Below are 17,531 nucleotides of genomic sequence, written 5' to 3'. Positions count from 1 at the left end.
CTTACGATCCACTGTTGTGTCCAAACTGACCGACGTGCCCAAACGGATCCTGATCGGGCGCGCACTGCGCAGTGACCGGCTGGGGGAAACACTCCTGCCGAAGCGCATCGCACTACCCGTCTTCGCCTCCGACCCGCTGTCCTCCGTCGCGTACGCGCCGGGGGAGGTGCTGCTGGTCCTGTCGATCGCGGGTGTGACGGCGTACCACTTCAGTCCGTGGATCGCGGTCGCGGTCGTGGTGCTGATGTTCACCGTGGTGGCGTCGTACCGGCAGAACGTGCACGCCTACCCCAGCGGTGGCGGCGACTACGAGGTGGCGAACACCAACCTCGGCCCCAAGGCCGGCCTGACGGTCGCCAGCGCGCTGCTTGTCGACTACGTCCTCACCGTCGCCGTGTCGATCTCCTCCGGCATCGAGAACCTGGGCTCCGCGATCCCGTTCGTGGTCGAGCACAAGGTGCTCTGCGCGATCGGCGTGATCGTGCTGCTGACCCTGATGAACCTGCGCGGGGTGAGGGAATCGGGCTCGCTGTTCGCGATCCCGACGTACATCTTCGTCGCGGGTGTCTTCACCATGATCGCCTGGGGTGCCTTCCGCGGACTGGTCCTGGACGACACCATGCGGGCCCCGACGGCGGACTACGCCATCAAGCCCGAGCACCAGGGCCTGGCCGGCTTCGCCCTGGTCTTCCTGCTGCTGCGCGCCTTCTCCTCCGGCTGCGCCGCCCTCACCGGCGTCGAGGCGATCTCCAACGGCGTCCCGGCCTTCCGCAAGCCCAAGTCGAAGAACGCCGCGACCACCCTCGCCATGATGGGGCTGCTCGCCGTCACCATGTTCTGCGGCATCATCGCGCTGGCCGCCGCGACCGACGTCCGCATGGCCGAGAACCCGGCCCGCGACCTCGTCCACAACGGTGTCCCGCTCGGCGCGGACTACGTGCAGAACCCGGTGATCTCCCAGGTCGCCGAGGCCGTTTTCGGCAAGGGCAGCTTCCTGTTCATCGTGCTGGCCGCGGCCACCGCGCTCGTGCTGTTCCTCGCCGCGAACACCGCCTACAACGGCTTCCCGCTGCTCGGCTCGATCCTCGCCCAGGACCGCTACCTGCCGCGCCAGCTGCACACCCGCGGCGACCGCCTCGCCTTCTCCAACGGCATCGTGCTCCTCGCGGGCGCCGCCGGACTGCTCGTGGGCGTCTACGGCGCCGACTCCACGCGCCTGATCCAGCTGTACATCGTCGGCGTGTTCGTGTCCTTCACGCTCAGCCAGACCGGCATGGTCCGGCACTGGAATCGCCACCTGGCCACCGAGCAGGACCAGGCCAAGCGCCGCCACATGATCCGCTCGCGCGCCATCAACGCCTTCGGCGCCTTCTTCACCGGCCTCGTGCTGGTGGTCGTCCTCGTCACCAAGTTCACGCACGGTGCGTGGGTCGCCCTGCTCGGCATGGTGATCTTCTACGCGACGATGACGGCGATCCGTAAGCACTACGACCGCGTCGCCGAGGAGATCGCCGCCCCCGAGGGCCCGAGCGACGACAGCGTACGGCCGTCCCGCATCCACTCCGTCGTCCTGATCTCCAAGATCCACCGCCCGACGCTGCGCGCCCTGGCCTACGCCAAGCTGATGCGCTCGGACAGCCTGGAGGCCCTGAGCGTCAACGTCGACCCGGCGGAGACCAAGGCGCTGCGCGAGGAGTGGGAGCGGCGCGGCATCGACGTACCGCTGAAGGTCCTGGACTCGCCCTACCGCGAGATCACGCGGCCGATCATCGAGTACGTCAAGGGACTGCGCAAGGAGTCGCCGCGGGACGCGGTGTCCGTGATCATCCCCGAGTACGTCGTCGGCCACTGGTACGAGCACCTGCTGCACAACCAGAGCGCCCTGCGGCTGAAGGGCCGGCTGCTGTTCACGCCGGGGATCATGGTGACCTCGGTGCCGTACCAGCTCCAGTCCTCCGAAGCGGCCAAGCGGCGGGCCCGCAGGCAGGCGGAGTGGAGTGCGCCGGGTTCGGTGCGGCGGGGGCCCGCACAGGTGCGGTCGAAGGAGTCCAACGAGCACAAGTCGTGAGATGACGGCTCGTGTGAAGCGGCCGGGTGACACCCACGTAGACTGGTGGGCTGTTGTCCGGCCGTTTCCGTTCGGCCCTTGCCCCCACGTGTTTTGGAGTCACCCCACCATGCAGGCAGAACCGAGGAAGTCGCTGGTGGGGGAGGAGTACGAGGTCGAGATCGGCCCCGTCGCCCACGGCGGCCACTGCATCGCCCGTACGTCCGAGGGCCAGGTGCTGTTCGTCCGGCACACCCTGCCCGGTGAGCGGGTCGTGGCGCGGGTGACGGAGGGCGAGCAGGGCGCCCGGTTCCTGCGCGCGGACGCGGTGAAGATCCTGGACGCCTCCAAGGACCGGATCGACGTGCCCTGCCCGTTCGCCGGCCCCGGCCGCTGCGGCGGCTGCGACTGGCAGCACGCCAAGCCGGGCGCGCAGCGGCGCCTGAAGGCCGACGTCATCGCCGAGCAGCTCCAGCACCTCGCCGGTCTCACCCCGGAGGAGGCCGGCTGGGACGGCACGGTGATGCCCGCCGAGGGCGACAAGGTGCCCGCGGGCCAGGTCCCGTCCTGGCGTACGCGCGTCCAGTACGCGGTCACGGCCGACGGCCGCGCCGGCCTGCGCCGGCACCGCTCCCACGAGGTGGAGCCGATCGACCACTGCATGATCGCCGCGGAGGGGGTCAGCGAGCTGGGCATCGAGAAGCGGGGGTGGACCGGCATGGACTCCGTCGAGGCGATCGCGGCGACGGGTTCGCAGGACCGCCAGGTGATCCTCACGCCGAAGCCGGGCGCGCGCCTCCCGCTGGTCGAGCTCGACCGCCCGGTGTCGGTGCTGCGCGTGGACGAGCGCTCCGGCGGCGTCCACCGCGTCCACGGCCGCCCCTTCGTCCGCGAGCGCGCGGACGGCCGGACCTACCGCGTCGGCAACGGCGGCTTCTGGCAGGTCCACCCGCAGGCGGCGGACACTCTGATGACGGCCGTCATGCAGGGCCTCCTGCCCCGCAAGGGCGACATGGCCCTCGACCTGTACTGCGGCGTCGGCCTCTTCGCGGGCGCACTCGCCGACCGGGTGGGCGAGCAGGGCGCGGTCCTCGGCATCGAGTCCGGCAAGCGGGCGGTGGAGGACGCGCGGCACAACCTCGCCGACTTCGACCGCGTCCGCATCGAGCAGGGCAAGGTCGAGAGCGTGCTGCCGCGCACGGGGATCACGGAGGTCGACCTGATCGTCCTGGATCCGCCGCGGGCCGGGGCGGGGCGGAAGACGGTGGAACATCTGGCGTCGCTCGGGGCGCGGCGGATCGCGTATGTGGCTTGTGATCCGGCTGCGTTGGCTCGGGATCTGGGGTACTTCCGGGATGGGGGGTATCGGGTGCGGACGTTGCGGGCGTTCGATCTGTTTCCGATGACGCATCATGTGGAGTGCGTGGCGATTCTGGAACCTGCGGTAAAGGGCGTCTGACCTGCGGTTTTGTTGTTCGGGTGGGTTGCTCGACATTTGTAGCGGTCCGAGCGGAACGGCTCTCTCTTTGAGAGCCCCGTGACCTGCGGGTTCGTGAGCGAGACGTTTGCATCGGCGACGCCTTCAGAGACTCTTTCGGAGATTCTTGACGCACGGATGACGCTCGAAGCGGACGTCTCTGCCGCAGCTCCGCAATTGCGGTGCGAGCGACTGTCCGGCCCACGATCCTCGGAGTTGAGAACGTGGCCCGACCGCGCCACATTGATACCTGCCTGGTATCATTCCCGTATGGCGATGACACTCCGGCTCCCCGACGACCTTGACGCGAAGCTCAGCGAGCGGGCTCGTCGTGAGGGCCGCAGCAAGCAGGAACTTGCCATTGAGGCCATCCGTGACGCCCAGAACCGGGCCGAGCTGAAGGTCGATGACGTTCTGGCCGAGCTCATGGACAGCGATGCGGAGATCCTGGACTACCTGAAGTGACGGACGTGCGTTACATCCAGATCGACGAGATCCTGGCCATCGCACGCACGGTCAACGGTACCGAGCACAGCGTGCGTGACATGGGTCTTCTGGTGTCGGCGATCGAGCGGCCCCGGACCAACGTGTTCGGGGCCGAGTTGTATCCCACGCTGCACGAGAAGGCTGCGGCACTTCTGCACTCCGTCGCCCGTAATCACGCGCTGATCGACGGCAACAAGCGCACCGCTTGGCTCGCCATGCGTGTCTTCCTGCGGTTCAACGGCGTCAGCGCCAGTACCGACCCGCCACCCGTCTCCGTTGCCGGCCCGTTCGTCGAGGAAGTTGCGCAGGACAACATCGATGTACCGCTCATCGCCAAGCGCCTCTCGACCTGGTTCCCCATTTCCTAACGTTCGACGTCGTGCGGTGGGGGACGGAATGAGTTTCCGCAAGCGGTGCTGGCTCCATGCATTCCGCCGGGCGGACTGATCCCGTTCTCTTGGGATCCGTTCGTTCAGCGGATTGATGTGTATGCCTTCGCGAGACGGAGCAGCGAGTCCGCGCGGCGCGGAAATGACGTTCCCTTGGCCGCAGGTCGGCTGCGGGCTCCAGCGGTGGGGGAAGGGCTGCAGGTCGTCAGGACGGGGTTCTGGGACGCTGAGTAGCTGGGAAGTCCTGCTCACTTCTGAGCCCGCGCGCCGGAAGCCGCTCCGGCAACCGGCGCACGGACCCGGGCTCGTCACCGCCAGATGGACTTCAGCTGCCACGCCCGCATGTCGTCGAGGGTGGCGGTGCCACCCTCGGCGAAGACCCCGACGCCGGTGCTGGAGGGGTCGGGGAAGATCTGGTCGGTGATCACGGCCTCGCCGTTGCCGCCGAAGACCTCGACGGAGGACCAGTCGACCAGAATCCGCAGCTTGACCTTGCCGTTCTCTGCCTTCAGGGGTGCGGTCTGGACGCCAGGGAAGGTGCTGTTGAAGTCCCCGGCTCCGGAGCGGGTGCGGTCGACGTACAACTCCTGGGTCGTGGTGTCGTAACCGATGACGGTCTCCTCGCCGCCTGCTCCGGTGCGCACCTTCAGGCCGAAGCGTTCGGCGTCCTTGAGGGAGAAGGTCGCCTCGATGTCGAGTGCCTTGCCCTTGGCCGTGGGGCCGATCAGGGGCTTGGAGGTGCTCTTGACAGTGATGCCGGACGCCGTCGCCGGGCGCTTCCCCCGGAGGGACTCCAGGCTGCCCACCGGCTTGCTGGTCAGCCGGATTTGGCCGTCCACGGTACGCAGGGCCATCTCCCTCGGAAGGCTCTGCGCGCTGCGCCACGGGGAGGTGGGGATGGACTGGCCGTAGTCCCAGTTGTTCATCCAGCCGATCATGTAGCGCTTGCCGCCCGGTGCGTTCTCCCAGGAGACCGCCGCGTAGTAGTCCTTGCCGTAGTCGGCCCAGTCGGCGCGCTGTACCACGGACTTGGCGGGCTTGTCGGCGGCGGTGAACTGGTCGGCCAGGACGTGGCCCCAGCCGCCGGTGTTCATGTCGACGATCTGGACTTGTGCCTTCTTGCCGGCGTACGGGCGCATGTCGAAGGAGGCCCAGTCCAGGGTCTCGCTGTCGGCGCCGGTCGCGCTGCGGACGACTCGGCCGTCGACGATCAGGTTGACGGAGGTCTCCTGGGAGACGCGCTGGGCCTGGGTGTCGGACAGCATGATGTGGTCGACGTTGAGGTGGCCCCAGCCGCCGGTGTTGTCGTCGACGATTTTGATCCGCGCTTTCTTGCCTGCGAGGTCGCTGACGTCCCAGGAGGCCCAGTTGAGTGCCTCGGCGTCTTTTCCGGTGGCGCTGCGGACGACCTGGCCGTCCACGAGGAGTTCGACGGCGGTCGGGTTGTCGGAGCCGGCCGGGTGATTGCCGCCGCCGATGAGGAAGTTGATGTGTTTCTTGTCGATGGTGAACTCGGGTGACGTGAGGGTGCCGGTGGTGGAGTCGCCGTTCAGGAAGGTGTTGGCCAGACCGTCTCCCAGGTAGCCGGAGACCTGTCCTTGGCCGGGGAGGGTGCCGGTGGCCGGTGCGGTGCCGAAGGCGTCTCCGGTCGCCGTCCAGTCGCCGTAGGTTCCGCCTTCGAAGTCGGTGAGGACCGTGCCCTCGGGCGGAGTGCTGACCATGACGGTTCCGGCTTCGTGCGGATGCCGCCCGCCGCCGATCTTGAAGTTCAGGTAAGGGCTGTCGACGGTGAAGGAGGGGGAGGTGAGGATGCCGGTGGTGCCGTCACCGCCGTGGAAACTGTTGGCGAGGCCCTTGCCGTCGAAGCCGTCGACGGTTCCCTGCCCGTCCACCGCCCCGGCTGCCGGTCCCTGGCCGAACGCGGTGCCCGTGCTCGTCCACGTACCGAAGCCGGTGCCTTCGAAGTCCTGCACGACCTTGCCGGTGGGCGGTGTGTAGGTGCCCTTGTCGTCCGCGGTGAACTTCTTGCCGTCGAAGTCTCCGACGAAGTACTGGGCGGCCGAACCGCCCGCGATGCCACCAGGGTTGATGTTGACGACCAGAACCCACTTGATCTTCTTCTTGTCCCCGTCGACCGCCAAGGGGAACAGGTCCGGGCACTCCCACACGCCGCCCGTCGCGCCGGCCGGCCCGAACTCGCTCTGCAGCTTCCAGTCCTTGAGGTTCTTGGACGAGTAGAACTGCACCTTGTGCTCGGCGGACAGTGACACCGTCATCAACCAGCTCTTGGTCGGCGCGTACCACTGGACCTTGGGATCACGGAAGTTGGTGGAACCGATGTCGATCACGGGATTGTCCTGGTACTTGGTCCAGGTGCGGCCGCGGTCGGTGCTGTAGGCGAGTGACTGGGCCTGCTTGCCCCCGTTCTTGTAGGCGCTGGTGTAGATCGCCACCATGGGAGGGTTCTTCTGCGTGCCGAAGCCGGTGGTGTTGTTCCAGTCGACGACCGCGCTGCCGGAGAACACCATCTCCTCGTCGTCGTGCGACAGGGCGAGCGGCAACTCCTCCCAGTGCACGAGGTCCTTGCTCACCGCGTGCCCCCAGGACATGTCGCCCCAGGTATTGCCGTTCGGGTTGTACTGGTAGAAGAGGTGATACTCGCCCTTGTAGTAGACGAGGCCGTTGGGATCGTTCATCCAGTTCTTCTGCGGGGTGAAGTGGAACTGGGGTCTGTAGGTCTCGGTGTACGGCGGGGTGTCCGCGGCGACGGCCTGGGGGGCGAGCGGCGCGGCGGACAGGGCGCAGACGGTCGCCACCGCCGCCATCATCCGTATGCGGGCATTCCGGGATACGCGTACAGAGCTCATGGTGTCTCCTTGTCCCGCGGCCGTCGGCGCAGCGGTGACTGCGGCTTCTGCGCGGCGGACCGAAAAGTGCACCCCGGGCCTAGGTCGACCATCCGCGTCGTCGGCTCGGGGTGTCATCGTTGACTTGTGTCATCGATGACAGCGAGTGCCCGATTATGAAGCCCAATGCGGTCTCCGCGTCAACGGTCCCGGCGCGATTGCTCCGGTATGACCGGCAGTTCATCGGCTGTCGCCGGTCGTCGCGAACCGCGCCGACCCGTTGGCCGTGGCGGGCTCGGGTCGACGGCTCGTGCACCTATACGCCGCCGAGCGGCACCTCGGCGATGTTCACCACCAAGAAGCTGTCGAGCTTCCCGTCGCCTACATTCAGCGAATTGAAGCCGGAACGATGAATGCCGCTCCAAGTTCACGATTCGCGGTTCTGGTTTCGGTGACGCCCAGGGGCTGGGCACGGTGTACTTCGGCTCAAGCTATGCCGTAATAGAGACCTGGTCGGACACGAGCATCAGCCTACGTTCCGAGGGGGCTCCCGGCGGAGAAGGTCACGGTTTCGTGAAGGGCACCAGCGGAGTGGATGCAGGTGGATCTTCGTTCGACGTCATAGATCTAGGTCCTGCGCTGCCGCGGACGGGCTGGATCGCAAAGGCTTCGGACGCCAGTCAGTGGGATGCACCCGGAAACATGCTCGATGGCAATTCCGACAGCCGCTACAGCTCCGGAACAGGGCAGTACGACGCTCCACTTGTCTCGCCTCAGCCACACGGTGAAGGTTCCGAAGTGCCCCGTGATCCCGTCGGCAAGAGGCGTCACATTCAGCGACGGAGCTGGCTGCCGGCCGGAGGGGCGAGCGGCTGCGCTTGGAGTCTTCTTCGTCGCGCGCGAACGCAGCAATGGAACGATGGCCACCGTCTTCATCCACGGCTGCCACTTCAAGAAGCCGTGCCGGTCGGTCGGCCTGGTCGATGCGGACGGCACATCTGCTGCCCAGATGGGGGGCTTGTGTGCCGGTGAACGCCCACTCTGCACGTATCCCTGAGGCAGACCTGAGTGCCGCTCAGTTCCCCAGGAGCGCCGTCCACTTGGTGCAGTCCGACCACACAGCATCACGAAGCGTGCAACTTGCGTCACACCGTTACCAGGTACTTGCGTACTTCAGCCATTCGGACTGAAAGGGCTCTCTTTTCACGGCCGTGACGTACGCGGACCCTGGGGGGAACGGAAAGCGCGCGGGCAGTACCGAGGGGGAGCCGCGATGTCCGAACCGCTTTACGTTCCCGTTCTGCCGGTCCGGCAGCATGCCCGGATGGCTTACGAGCGCCTCCGGCCCGACATACAGGCGGCGGTCGCGCCCCTCTGGAGCCTCCCGCCCTCTCCGGGGACGACTCCGGAGCAGCTCAAGAAGGCCCACTGGCAGAAGGAACTGCGCCGGGTGAGGGGGGTGCACCGGCGCCATCCGGGCTGGATCGATGCCTCGTTCGCCGAGGCCGCACAGATACCGGCACTCGCCGCGATCCTGGCCGAGTGCACCGCAATCAACCCCCTGCTCCGTCCGGTGACCGGTCCCGAGCGCAGTGAGGCCCAGCAGACGGCCGCGGTGGAGACCGCCCGCCGCTGCGGCTGCGGGGTCGGTGTGCGTGTCCGCATGCCGGGGAGTGGGACGGTGCCGTCGCCGAGGCCGTCGGCGCACTGCTGGACCGGGTCGGCCGGGAGGTGTCCGTCGATCTGCTGCTGGACCTGGGCAGCGTTCTGCCCGGCCGCCCCGACGCGGGTAAGGAGGCGCTGCGCGCTCTGGACGCTCTCGCGGCAGTGGCCGACAACTGGCGGACAGTCGCCGTACTCGGCGGGGCATTCCCCCACGTCACGGACGACATGATGCAGTTCGGTGAGCCGCACGAGGAGCCCCGCGCCGACTGGGACATGTGGCACGAGATTCGGGCGGGCCACCGGGAAGGCCTCTCGCGGCTCAGATACGGCGACTACGGAGTGCAGCCTCCCGAAGCCCTGGCCACGGAGCCTGGGGCCGGAGGCCCGCCCTGGGGCGTCCTCCGCTACACCACCGACCGCTCGTTCGTGCTGTGCAAGGTGTTGAACGGAGGGCCGGACCGTACGGCGGGCATCCGGGCCGCCGCCCGCCGGATCCGTGATCTGCCCGACTTCCGGACAGCGGTCGCGAGTGCCGGGGAGACCTGGTTGCGCGACTGCGCGAACGGGCCCGAGACGGACAGCGAGGGCACCGGCACCCACACCCAGTGGCTCTGGGCGGGAAACGTCCAGCACATGACGTACGTCGTCCGGTCCCTGCCCGGCACCTGAACCGCCCCGGCGGTGGTGTCCCCCGGGGCTCAGTCGAACAGCGGCGTCAGTACTTCGGCGCCCGCCAGGATCCGCCACGCCGGAACCCGCACCGTGCGGCCCACCGGGCACGCCTTCGCCCCGTAGCCCCCGGACGGCAGCCCGGTCAGGAGGCCGCCTCGGGTGTGGGTCAGCCGCAGGTGCCGCGCCGGGTCGATGCCGGGCGGTGGGCCGAGGTCGATCAGGACCGCCGTGTTCTCCCCGGCCTCGGTGAACAGCAGGTCCACCGGGTGGCCGCCGACCACCGCCGCCCGCTCCAGGTCGGTGATCCCGCGCTCGGTCAGGTACTGCTGGAGCCGGTCGGCGAGTTCCTCGCGGAACCCGGTCGCCGGGGTGGCCGTCACCACCGGCCCGTCGGCCTCGTCCGCGTCCGCCCCCAGGAGCGTCGAGCGCCCCGCGAGCAGGGTCGGCAGGCCGCTCTGCCCCTGCCAGAACGCGTGCGCGCCCACGGTGATCAGCTGGGACTTGGCCCGGGTCACCGCCACGTTCCACAGGTTGACCTGGCTCGCGACCCAATGCGTCGTCCTCGGCGGCGTGTTGTGCGTGGCCACCGGGCTCAGCACCATCACGTCGCGCTGTCCGCCCTGGAATGCGTGCACGGTGCCGACCCGGACGCGGTCGTCGTCGCGCCACACCCGCGCCAACGCCTCCTTCTGTGCCCGGAAGGGCGTGACCACGCCCACCGTGGCGTCCTGTGGCAGCCGGGCCAGCAGTTCGTCCACTACCCGCCGTACCGCCTCCGCCTCCGCCGTGTTGCGCCAGGACCGCCCGTTGCCACCCCGCGCCGACGCGCCGCGCGGTACGTCGACCCAGCCCAGCGCCGGCGCCGGATCGGCCGCCCCCACCGGGTCGAGGGCCGGGACCTGCCGCCGCACGTCGGTGAGCACCTGCAACTGGCCCGCGTAGCAGTAGCCGTTGACGACGTCGGCGATCCGGGGATGGCACCGGTAGTGCTCGTCGAGGAGCAGCGCGGAGTCACCGTGCTGCTCGGCCGCGTGGTACGAGGAGTAGACGTGGTAGGTGAGTCGGTGGTCCTCCAACTGCGCCGCGCTCAGCCCGGCCCGGACCCGCGCCTGCTGTTCCTGCTGAGGTGACACGCCGGGGATGTGCCCCAGCTGCATGGGGTCGCCGATGATCAGCGCCCGGCGGGCCCGGAACAGCAGCGGCAGCACCGAGGGGATGGAGCACTGGCTCGCCTCGTCGATGACGACGAGGTCGAACAGCTTCGGGGTCAGCTCCAGTTGTCGCACGGAGTGCGTGCTGACGGCCCATCCCTTGATGTGTGCCATCAGGTTCTTCTGGCTGCGCTGAAAGCCCGAGCGGCTCCGCAGCGCCTGGAGTCGTTGCTGCATGAGCCCGCGCGCCCGCGTCAGCGCCTCGGCGGACACCGCCCGCGACAGCTCCGCCGACAGTTCGGACAGCGTGCCCGCCGCCTCCAGCCGTGACCGTCGCAGCCCGTCCTCGTCCCATCCCGTGTTCCGGGGGGCGAGCGCACGCACCTCCCGTTCCACGGCCACCGTGTCCGCCAGCGACTCCAGCAGCTCCGCCGGCACCGGCCGCCCGGTCGCCCACTCCGGCCACGACGGCCGGTCCGGCAGGTTCGAAAGATCCGGTCGGTTCGGAAGACCCTGTCGGTTCTCCTCCGCGTCATCGGTCACCGCCGAGACGAGCGCGGCCAGCGCCCGTCCCCGGCGCCACGGGCCGAGCAGCCACCAGGGGGCACCGGCCACCTTCCGCGCCCGGTCCTCCCAGCGCCCCAGCGCGGCTGTGCCGTCCTCGCCGGCCGCCGCCCAGACACGTTCCAAGAGCGGCAGCGGCAGCTCCAGCGCTTCCGCCCGTTCCGCCCGGTCCTGGAGCAGCTCCAGCAGTCGCCCCTCCTCGCCGACGTGTCGCGCGGCCTCCGCCCGCAACCCGTCGGCGGTCTTGCGCGCACTGCGCAACTGCCCGCCCACAGTGGCCGATCCGCGGCGCGGAGCCTGGACGGGCTCGCCCAGCAGTCGCTCCAGCTTGGCCGCCTCCCGCACCAGTGCCTCGGTGTTGCCCGTCCGCATCAGCAGCCCGGGAGCGATGTCGTCGCAGCGTTCGGCGACGACGTTCACGGCCTCGTTGTTCGTCGAGGCGACCAGCACGGACTGCCCGGCGGCGACACAGGTGGTGACGACGGCCGTGACGACCTCGCTCTTGCCCGTGCCAGGCGGCCCGGTCGCCACCGTCAGGGGCCGCGTCATCGCCGAGGAGATGACCGACTCCTGGCTCTCGTTGCACGGTCCCGGAGCCACCACGGCGACGGACGCGCCCCGCGCACCGCCCTCGCCACCGCTCAGCAGCGCGTCCAGGGCGGTGCCGGGGATCTGCCCGGTCCGGGCCGACATCTGCAACAGGTTGTCCACCAGGGCTTCGGTGGCCTTGGCCTCCACGCCCGAAGGCACAAGCAACACGGCCGCGTTGTGCGCGCCGGGCCGCAGCGCCTGCATCACCGTCCGCTCGCTGAGCGCGGACGGGTCGAGCGGCTCCAGCTCCGGCAGCCCCAGCTCGTCCAGCAACTCACGTACGGCGCGCAGCATCTGCGCGTCGTTGCCCTCCTGCCAGGACGGCTGCCAGCGGGCGACGAGGTCGGCCGCGTCGCCCGCGTCCAGGAGTTCCGAGACGACACCCGTGTGCAGGGAGGGAACGCCACTGGGCCTGAGCACGTCCCGGCCCTCCTCGTCCGGGGCCAGTTCCATCTGCTGGATGAGCAGCGGCGCCAGTTCCACCGCCGTACGGCGCCCCCGGGCCCCGCCGTCCCGCACAGGCAGCGTGATCGCCGGATAGCCGTACCAGTACTCCTGCTGCGCCCCCGCGTCACCACCGCCGCCCTTACCCGTCGACCCACCCTGTGGCTTGGGCAGATTGCCGGGAGCGGGAAAGGCGGAACCCCGCCCGGACTGTATGGTCTCCTCGCCCTGGCCCAGCAGGAAGTACTTCGAGCCGCGCCCGCTGTCCCGGTCGGGCCGCATGCCGGCCGCCGACTGAGCGGTGAGGCAGTGCGCGTAGTACCGCAGCAGCCGCTCCCAGTCGATGCCGTCCCGCGCGTCGAGCGCGGCCAGTTCCCGGGCCTTCAGCAGGGCGGGGGACCGCTGGGCGGCCTCGGCCGCGTCTCGCGGCAGTGCCGGAAGGTGTACGGGGCGGGCCACCGATCGGGCGAAGGGCAGCTGGTTCGTGGCCCTGATCGTGGACTTGGTGGGGCGCTGCTCCTCCGGTACGCCATCGCGCCTCATCTGCGCCGTCAGGTACTCGAAGAGGTCGTCCGGCGTGATCCAGCCGCCCTCCTTGATCCGCCCGTTGCGCAGCCCTTCCACGATCTCTCCGGTGAACCGGGACGTACCGAGGCTCGACCCGTCCGGCGCCATCGCGGACGCGGACTGAAGGGCGTCGGACGCGGTGATGAAGTACACGCCCGTCGGCCGCAGCAGCGTGCTCGGCGCGGGCCGCGCGGGCTCATCCGCCGGGCCCTTCGCGGTCCATCCCTGGACGACGGAGCCGCTGGAGCAGCAGTCAAGCAGCACCAGCTTCGAGGCGGCCCGGCACGACTGGAGCATCCGCTCCAGGAACTCCGCCGGGACCGCCGTCCCCGGCAGATCGCCCGGGTCGGTGTCCCGGGTCAGGAAGTACAGCTGGTTGTCGTCCTCGCAGAACTCCCCGTGCCCGCTGAAGTACAGCAGGGCGGTCTCGCTGGGCTGCCGCGCGTTCAGGAACGTCTCGACGGCGTGCAGCATCTCCGCGCGGGTCGGCTCGGCGACCATCGCACAGTCGTTGTACATGCCGATCTCGGTGTTCTCCAGCACCGCCCGCATGTAGTGCAGGTCGGCGCGCACGGGCGGCAGATCGCGGTACGCGTCGCTGTCGTACGTCGACACGCCCACGAGCATGGCGAACCGGTCGTTGTCGGTCATGCCCGCTCAGCCCGCCGCCGGGACGTCGCCGACCCCGTCACCGTCGCCGTCGCTGTCCGTGCGGCGGACCGTCTCACCGCTGCCCGCGAGGAACCGCTCGATCCGCGCGTCGTCCTCGCGGGCCTCCTTCCCGGTGATGTGCAGGGTCGCCCCGTCCGGCCGCTTCACGATGATCGTCCGCTGCGGTACCCGGGCCAGCCAGATCTGCACCCCGGCGGCGACCAGCGACCCGGCGCTGATCACCACGCCGATGGTGTCGACCGTGATCCCGCCCTTGAGCGCCCCGTCGGCCGCCGCGCCCGCGCCCCGCCGGGGAATGTGCAGAGCCGCTCCGGGATCGACGTCGGCGATCCCGGCGAGCAGTTCACGCGCTTCCTTGCGCGCCCGCAACGGATCCTCGTCGACGATGGAGATCCGGTACCCGGTCCGTTCCTCGGGCGTGGTGGTCACAGCGCGCGTCCCCTCGATCTGCCGTGTGCGCCTGATGGAGGCGTGAGCGGACGACGATAGTCGGCGGGTCTGACAGTGGGCGCCCGTGTTTCCGAAAACCCGTCAGGCGTTGGCGGGAAAATGCCTGACTGGAGACGGGGCGGGCGTCTCCCCGGGCAGCCACAGCTCCGCCCACACGGTCTTGCCGGGCCCGTCGACGCGTGGCCCGACCGCCCAACGGGACGCCAGCCGCGCCACGATGAGCAGACCCCGTCCCGACTCGTCGTCACCGGGCGGCTCCTGGGTGGTGAGCAGCGGTACGCGTTCGGTTCGGGTGTCGGTGACCTCGACGCGCAGGGTGCGCGGGCTGCCGGCGGTTTCGGACAGCCGTACGTGGAAGTCCCGCCCGGCGACGTGCCCGTGCCGTACGGCGTTCGCGGACAGCTCCGAAGTGATCAGCGACAGCGTCTCGTTGACGTCACCGGTGTACGGGTGGCCCCAGGAGTCCAGCCGGTGCGAGATGAGGCGACGGGCGAGGCGCGCGCCGCGCGTGGACGAGGTGAAGCGCATCGCGAACTCGCGGCGGACCGGGCACGGTGCGGCCCCCAGTGTGGGGGAAGTTTCGTTGTTCATGTGGTCCACGCTGACGTGCCGGTTTTACCGTGACGAGATACGACGTGCACACGGGCGGTCGCTGTAGGTGATGGGTCGACGCGTGTAGGCGGGGCAGTGCGTGACGGTCGGCGCGGGGCCGCGTTGGCCGGGGAGGCGGGTGCGGAGCATGAGCGAGGTGGCTGGATTGGCCGAGGAGGAGACCGGGACGGAGGGGGACGAGCGCGAGCTAGGGGCGGGCTCTGGCATCCTGCGCGTGTTCGGGCGCCAGTTGAAGAGGTTTCGGGTACGGGCGGGGCTGGAACGGGCCGAGTTCGGGTCGATGACGGGCTACTCCGTGTCGACCATCGCCGCGTATGAGCAGGGGCGCCGGGTGCCGCCCCCGAGGTTCATCGACCAGGCGGATGAGGTGCTGGACGCGGGTGGGGTCCTCCAGGAGATGAAGGAGGAGGTTGCGCGGGCGCAGTATCCGGCGTTCTTCCGGGATGCGGCGCGGTTGGAGGGGGAGACGGTTGAGCTTCATGTGTACGCGATGTACGCCGTCCCGGGCCTGCTGCAGACGGAGGATTACGCCCGAGCGGTGTTCTCCGTCCGCCGCCCCCTGCTCGACGAGGACCGGATCGAGCAAGGGCTGAGCGCACGTCTGGCGAGGCAGGAGATCTTCGCGCGCAAGCCCGCGCCGCTGGTGAGCTTCGTCCTGGAAGAGTGCGTGCTCCAGAGGCCTATCGGGGGTAGGGACGTACTGCGGGGCCAGTTGGAGCAGGTACTGCTCATCGGCCATATGCGGAACGTCGAGATCCAGGTCATGCCAGTCAGCCGAGAAGATCACGGTGCGCTGGGTGGCCCGTTCACCTTGATCGATACACCTGAAGGGCGGAGGATCGCCTATGCAGAGGTGCAAGGCGACAGCCGCCTGTACTCAGGGCAGTCGAAGGTCCGGGAGCTTGAGGCCCGTTACGGGATCCTCCGAGCGCAGGCCCTCACTCCAGCTGAGTCACTGGCATACGTAGAGAAGTTGCTGGGAGAGACATGAACTCTGAGCCCGAACTGGCCTGGTTCAAGAGCAGTTACAGCACGGGCGATGGAGGCGAGTGCGTCGAGGTCGCCGTCTGCCCTGACGTCGTCCACGTACGAGACTCCAAAGGCATAGCCCGTCGTGGCCTAGCGGTCGATGCGGACGCCTGGACCGCGTTCGTCGGCTTCGCCGTCCGATAGGGCGTCGGGTCTGCCCCTGGAAGGTGTCAGGGGCAGACCTGTGTCCGGCAGGGCTCGCCGACTACGCCTGTACGGCTTCGCGGGCGGACGGAGTCCAGCGCCCGGCGGCGATCTCCGCGTCCAGCCGGGACTGGAAGTGCGCGTGTGCGGTCTCACCTCGGCCTTGTAGAGGGCCAGCTATCTTGGGGCCGTTGGCGTCGTAGTAGGTCGCCGACTCGTAGTCATGCAGCTGGGGGTAGCGCGACTTGAAGATCGCGAAACGAGCTGATCGGCGGTGATGCCGAGCCAGACGGCGACGAGGGCGTCGAGTTCGACGAATGCGGATCGGCGCTCGTGCTCGGTGCGGAGTGGGGTGCTGTACTCCCAGGTCGGCTTGAGGCCGGCGGCGAGGGGCTTCAGGAAGGGCCAGTCGGGATTGGCCCATGCCTCGTAGCTCGCCCAGCGGGGGTCGAACAGTTCGGCCTCTCTGGGAGCGGACCGGACCAGAGTTGCGGGATCTCGCCGAGCTCCGGCCGGAGGAACTGTACGAAGCGGCGGAGCAGTTGTGTCGGCGGGTGTCCGGCGAGGGGCCCGGCGGCGTCCCTGGGGCGCGGGCCGTCGGGCGGATCGCCGAGGCCCTCGCCGACACGCGCTCGCGGGACTGTGTGACGTTCGCCGTGGACATCGTGGGTCGGCTGCTGCCCCTCGAAGCCACGGATCGTGGGGAAGTCGATCGGTTGCTGCGCTCGGTGGCCGCAAAGCTGGTGAAGACTCAGCAGATGCGGGATCTCGAGCCTCTGTTCGGCGAGTTGCCGGACGGAATTCAGGGTCCGGCGGTGGAGCTGCGGGCCTGTCTGCTCGGAGAGTTGGCGCTGATCGGCTCAGGGGCCGGCCGGCGCACCCTGGACGCGTACGCCGAAAGGCTGGGTGAGCTGGGACACCCGCTGGCTCGGCTGCCCAGGACGCGACTGGACGTCGAGCATCGGTTCATGGTGCGGGCCCGAGGGCTGGGGCCGGTCAAGACTTCGAAGCAGCTCCGGTCGCGTTTCCCAGAGGTTCCGTCGAGCGTCAGCGGTGCGGTCGCCGGCCGCGGGGCCGGTGACACACGCGACGAGGGACGGGCGGAAGCGGCTGCCCTGCCGTACACGGCCGGCGGATGGGCCCGTGAGCCCGAGGCGCGGTTCTTCACACTGCCGAGCCCGCTCAGCCCGGACGACTTCGGCATGTCCTTCCTCAAGGAACTGCCTCTGCGCTGTCTGGCAGGCGAAGGCAACCACCGGGGCAGTGCGGTTGCCTGCACGACGACGCCGGACGATGTGCTCAACGAGCTGTTCTCGGCTTCGTACAACGGCGGGGTGAACGGCCGGGGACAGGGCGGGGCGTACGCGCGGCTGTATGCCTGGGGGAGTCTGTACGCGCTCATGGGGCTGCCCGCCGACGTACCGTTCCTGGAAGCGGTGCGGCAGACCGCGGATCACCGGTGGCTGCGGTTCATGGCGTTCACGGACTGGTTCCACCACGACACGTCGGACGTGGCTTTCGCCGTACTCGACCCCACCCGGACCCGGGTCGCGGTGCTGGCGGCGACCGATACCGACGGCGACGTTTTTGGGTAGGTGGCGTGGCGGATCCGGGGCGGCACTTCGGGCGCGGGTGACAGCCCAGAAGTCCTTCGACCTCACCCACCAAGATCCGCAAGGCAGGCCGCCGCCGCTTGGTCACCATCGTATGCGGCCTTCTTCGTCG

13 protein-coding genes and 1 pseudogene are annotated in these 17,531 nt (G+C 69.2%); 10 read left to right on the top strand and 4 right to left on the bottom strand.

What is annotated here, in order from left to right; translation table 11 throughout:
• Positions 1–16: 16 nt before the first annotated feature.
• The 4 genes from ACZ3I3_RS13925 (at position 17) to ACZ3I3_RS13910 (ending at position 4,378) form a co-directional block, all read left to right on the top strand.
• Positions 17–2,068, top strand: a complete 2,052-nt coding sequence (locus ACZ3I3_RS13925) for an APC family permease (protein ID WP_467364792.1) — start codon at positions 17–19, stop codon at positions 2,066–2,068.
• A 109-nt stretch (positions 2,069–2,177) separates the two neighbouring features.
• Positions 2,178–3,506 carry a class I SAM-dependent RNA methyltransferase gene (locus ACZ3I3_RS13920; RefSeq protein WP_467364791.1) on the top strand — a complete coding sequence of 443 codons (1,329 nt, stop codon included), beginning with the start codon at positions 2,178–2,180 and terminating at the stop codon, positions 3,504–3,506.
• A 288-nt stretch (positions 3,507–3,794) separates the two neighbouring features.
• Entirely contained in the window at positions 3,795–3,989 is a 195-nt protein-coding gene (locus ACZ3I3_RS13915) for a ribbon-helix-helix protein, CopG family (protein WP_272588068.1), read from the top strand.
• Positions 3,986–4,378 carry a type II toxin-antitoxin system death-on-curing family toxin gene (locus ACZ3I3_RS13910; protein ID WP_467364788.1) on the top strand — a complete coding sequence of 131 codons (393 nt, stop codon included), beginning with the start codon at positions 3,986–3,988 and terminating at the stop codon, positions 4,376–4,378. The genes ACZ3I3_RS13915 and ACZ3I3_RS13910 overlap by 4 nt, the downstream gene beginning before the upstream one ends.
• Before the next feature lie 329 nt (positions 4,379–4,707).
• Here ACZ3I3_RS13910 and ACZ3I3_RS13905 read toward each other — a convergent pair whose 3' ends face one another.
• Entirely contained in the window at positions 4,708–7,266 is a 2,559-nt protein-coding gene (locus ACZ3I3_RS13905) for a GH32 C-terminal domain-containing protein (protein WP_467364786.1), read from the bottom strand.
• A gap of 411 nt (positions 7,267–7,677) precedes the next feature.
• On the opposite strand from ACZ3I3_RS13905, the gene ACZ3I3_RS13900 reads away from it, so the two are divergent.
• The 3 genes and pseudogenes from ACZ3I3_RS13900 (at position 7,678) to ACZ3I3_RS13890 (ending at position 9,579) form a co-directional block, all read left to right on the top strand.
• On the top strand, positions 7,678–8,277 hold the full coding sequence (locus ACZ3I3_RS13900; protein WP_467364989.1) for a hypothetical protein: 600 nt from the start codon (positions 7,678–7,680) through the stop codon (positions 8,275–8,277).
• Between the two features lie 241 nt (positions 8,278–8,518).
• Positions 8,519–8,857 (top strand): annotated as a pseudogene (locus ACZ3I3_RS13895) (beta family protein); the annotation flags it as partial.
• Positions 8,858–8,976: 119 nt separating this feature from the next.
• Positions 8,977–9,579: a beta family protein gene (locus tag ACZ3I3_RS13890; RefSeq protein ID WP_467364784.1), complete on the top strand. Its 603-nt coding sequence runs from the start codon at positions 8,977–8,979 to the stop codon at positions 9,577–9,579.
• 29 nt (positions 9,580–9,608) lie between these two features.
• Here the strand turns inward: ACZ3I3_RS13890 and ACZ3I3_RS13885 are convergent, their stop codons facing one another.
• The 3 genes from ACZ3I3_RS13885 to ACZ3I3_RS13875 form a co-directional block, all read right to left on the bottom strand.
• Complete coding sequence (locus ACZ3I3_RS13885; RefSeq protein ID WP_467364782.1) at positions 9,609–13,550, bottom strand: caspase, EACC1-associated type; 3,942 nt, start codon at positions 13,548–13,550, stop codon at positions 9,609–9,611.
• Between the two features lie 6 nt (positions 13,551–13,556).
• A complete protein-coding gene (locus ACZ3I3_RS13880) occupies positions 13,557–14,000 on the bottom strand; it encodes an effector-associated constant component EACC1 (RefSeq protein WP_467364780.1) in 444 nt (147 codons plus the stop codon).
• A gap of 102 nt (positions 14,001–14,102) precedes the next feature.
• Positions 14,103–14,612, bottom strand: coding sequence for an ATP-binding protein (locus ACZ3I3_RS13875; protein ID WP_467364778.1), 510 nt, complete (start codon positions 14,610–14,612; stop codon positions 14,103–14,105).
• 148 nt (positions 14,613–14,760) lie between these two features.
• Here ACZ3I3_RS13875 and ACZ3I3_RS13870 point away from each other — a divergent pair, with 148 nt between their 5' ends.
• The 3 genes from ACZ3I3_RS13870 to ACZ3I3_RS13860 all read left to right on the top strand — a co-directional run bounded on the left by ACZ3I3_RS13870 (position 14,761) and on the right by ACZ3I3_RS13860 (position 17,401).
• Positions 14,761–15,624, top strand: a complete 864-nt coding sequence (locus ACZ3I3_RS13870) for a helix-turn-helix domain-containing protein (RefSeq protein ID WP_467364776.1) — start codon at positions 14,761–14,763, stop codon at positions 15,622–15,624.
• Complete coding sequence (locus tag ACZ3I3_RS13865; protein ID WP_467364774.1) at positions 15,621–15,806, top strand: DUF397 domain-containing protein; 186 nt, start codon at positions 15,621–15,623, stop codon at positions 15,804–15,806. Before ACZ3I3_RS13870 ends, ACZ3I3_RS13865 begins: the two co-directional genes overlap by 4 nt.
• A 488-nt stretch (positions 15,807–16,294) precedes the next feature.
• Entirely contained in the window at positions 16,295–17,401 is a 1,107-nt protein-coding gene (locus ACZ3I3_RS13860; RefSeq protein WP_467364772.1) for a DUF6183 family protein, read from the top strand.
• Positions 17,402–17,531: the final 130 nt, after the last annotated feature.

The organism is Streptomyces sp. NPDC016851 (assembly GCF_055562795.1).
This window is presented reverse-complemented; position numbering and strand designations above follow the sequence as displayed.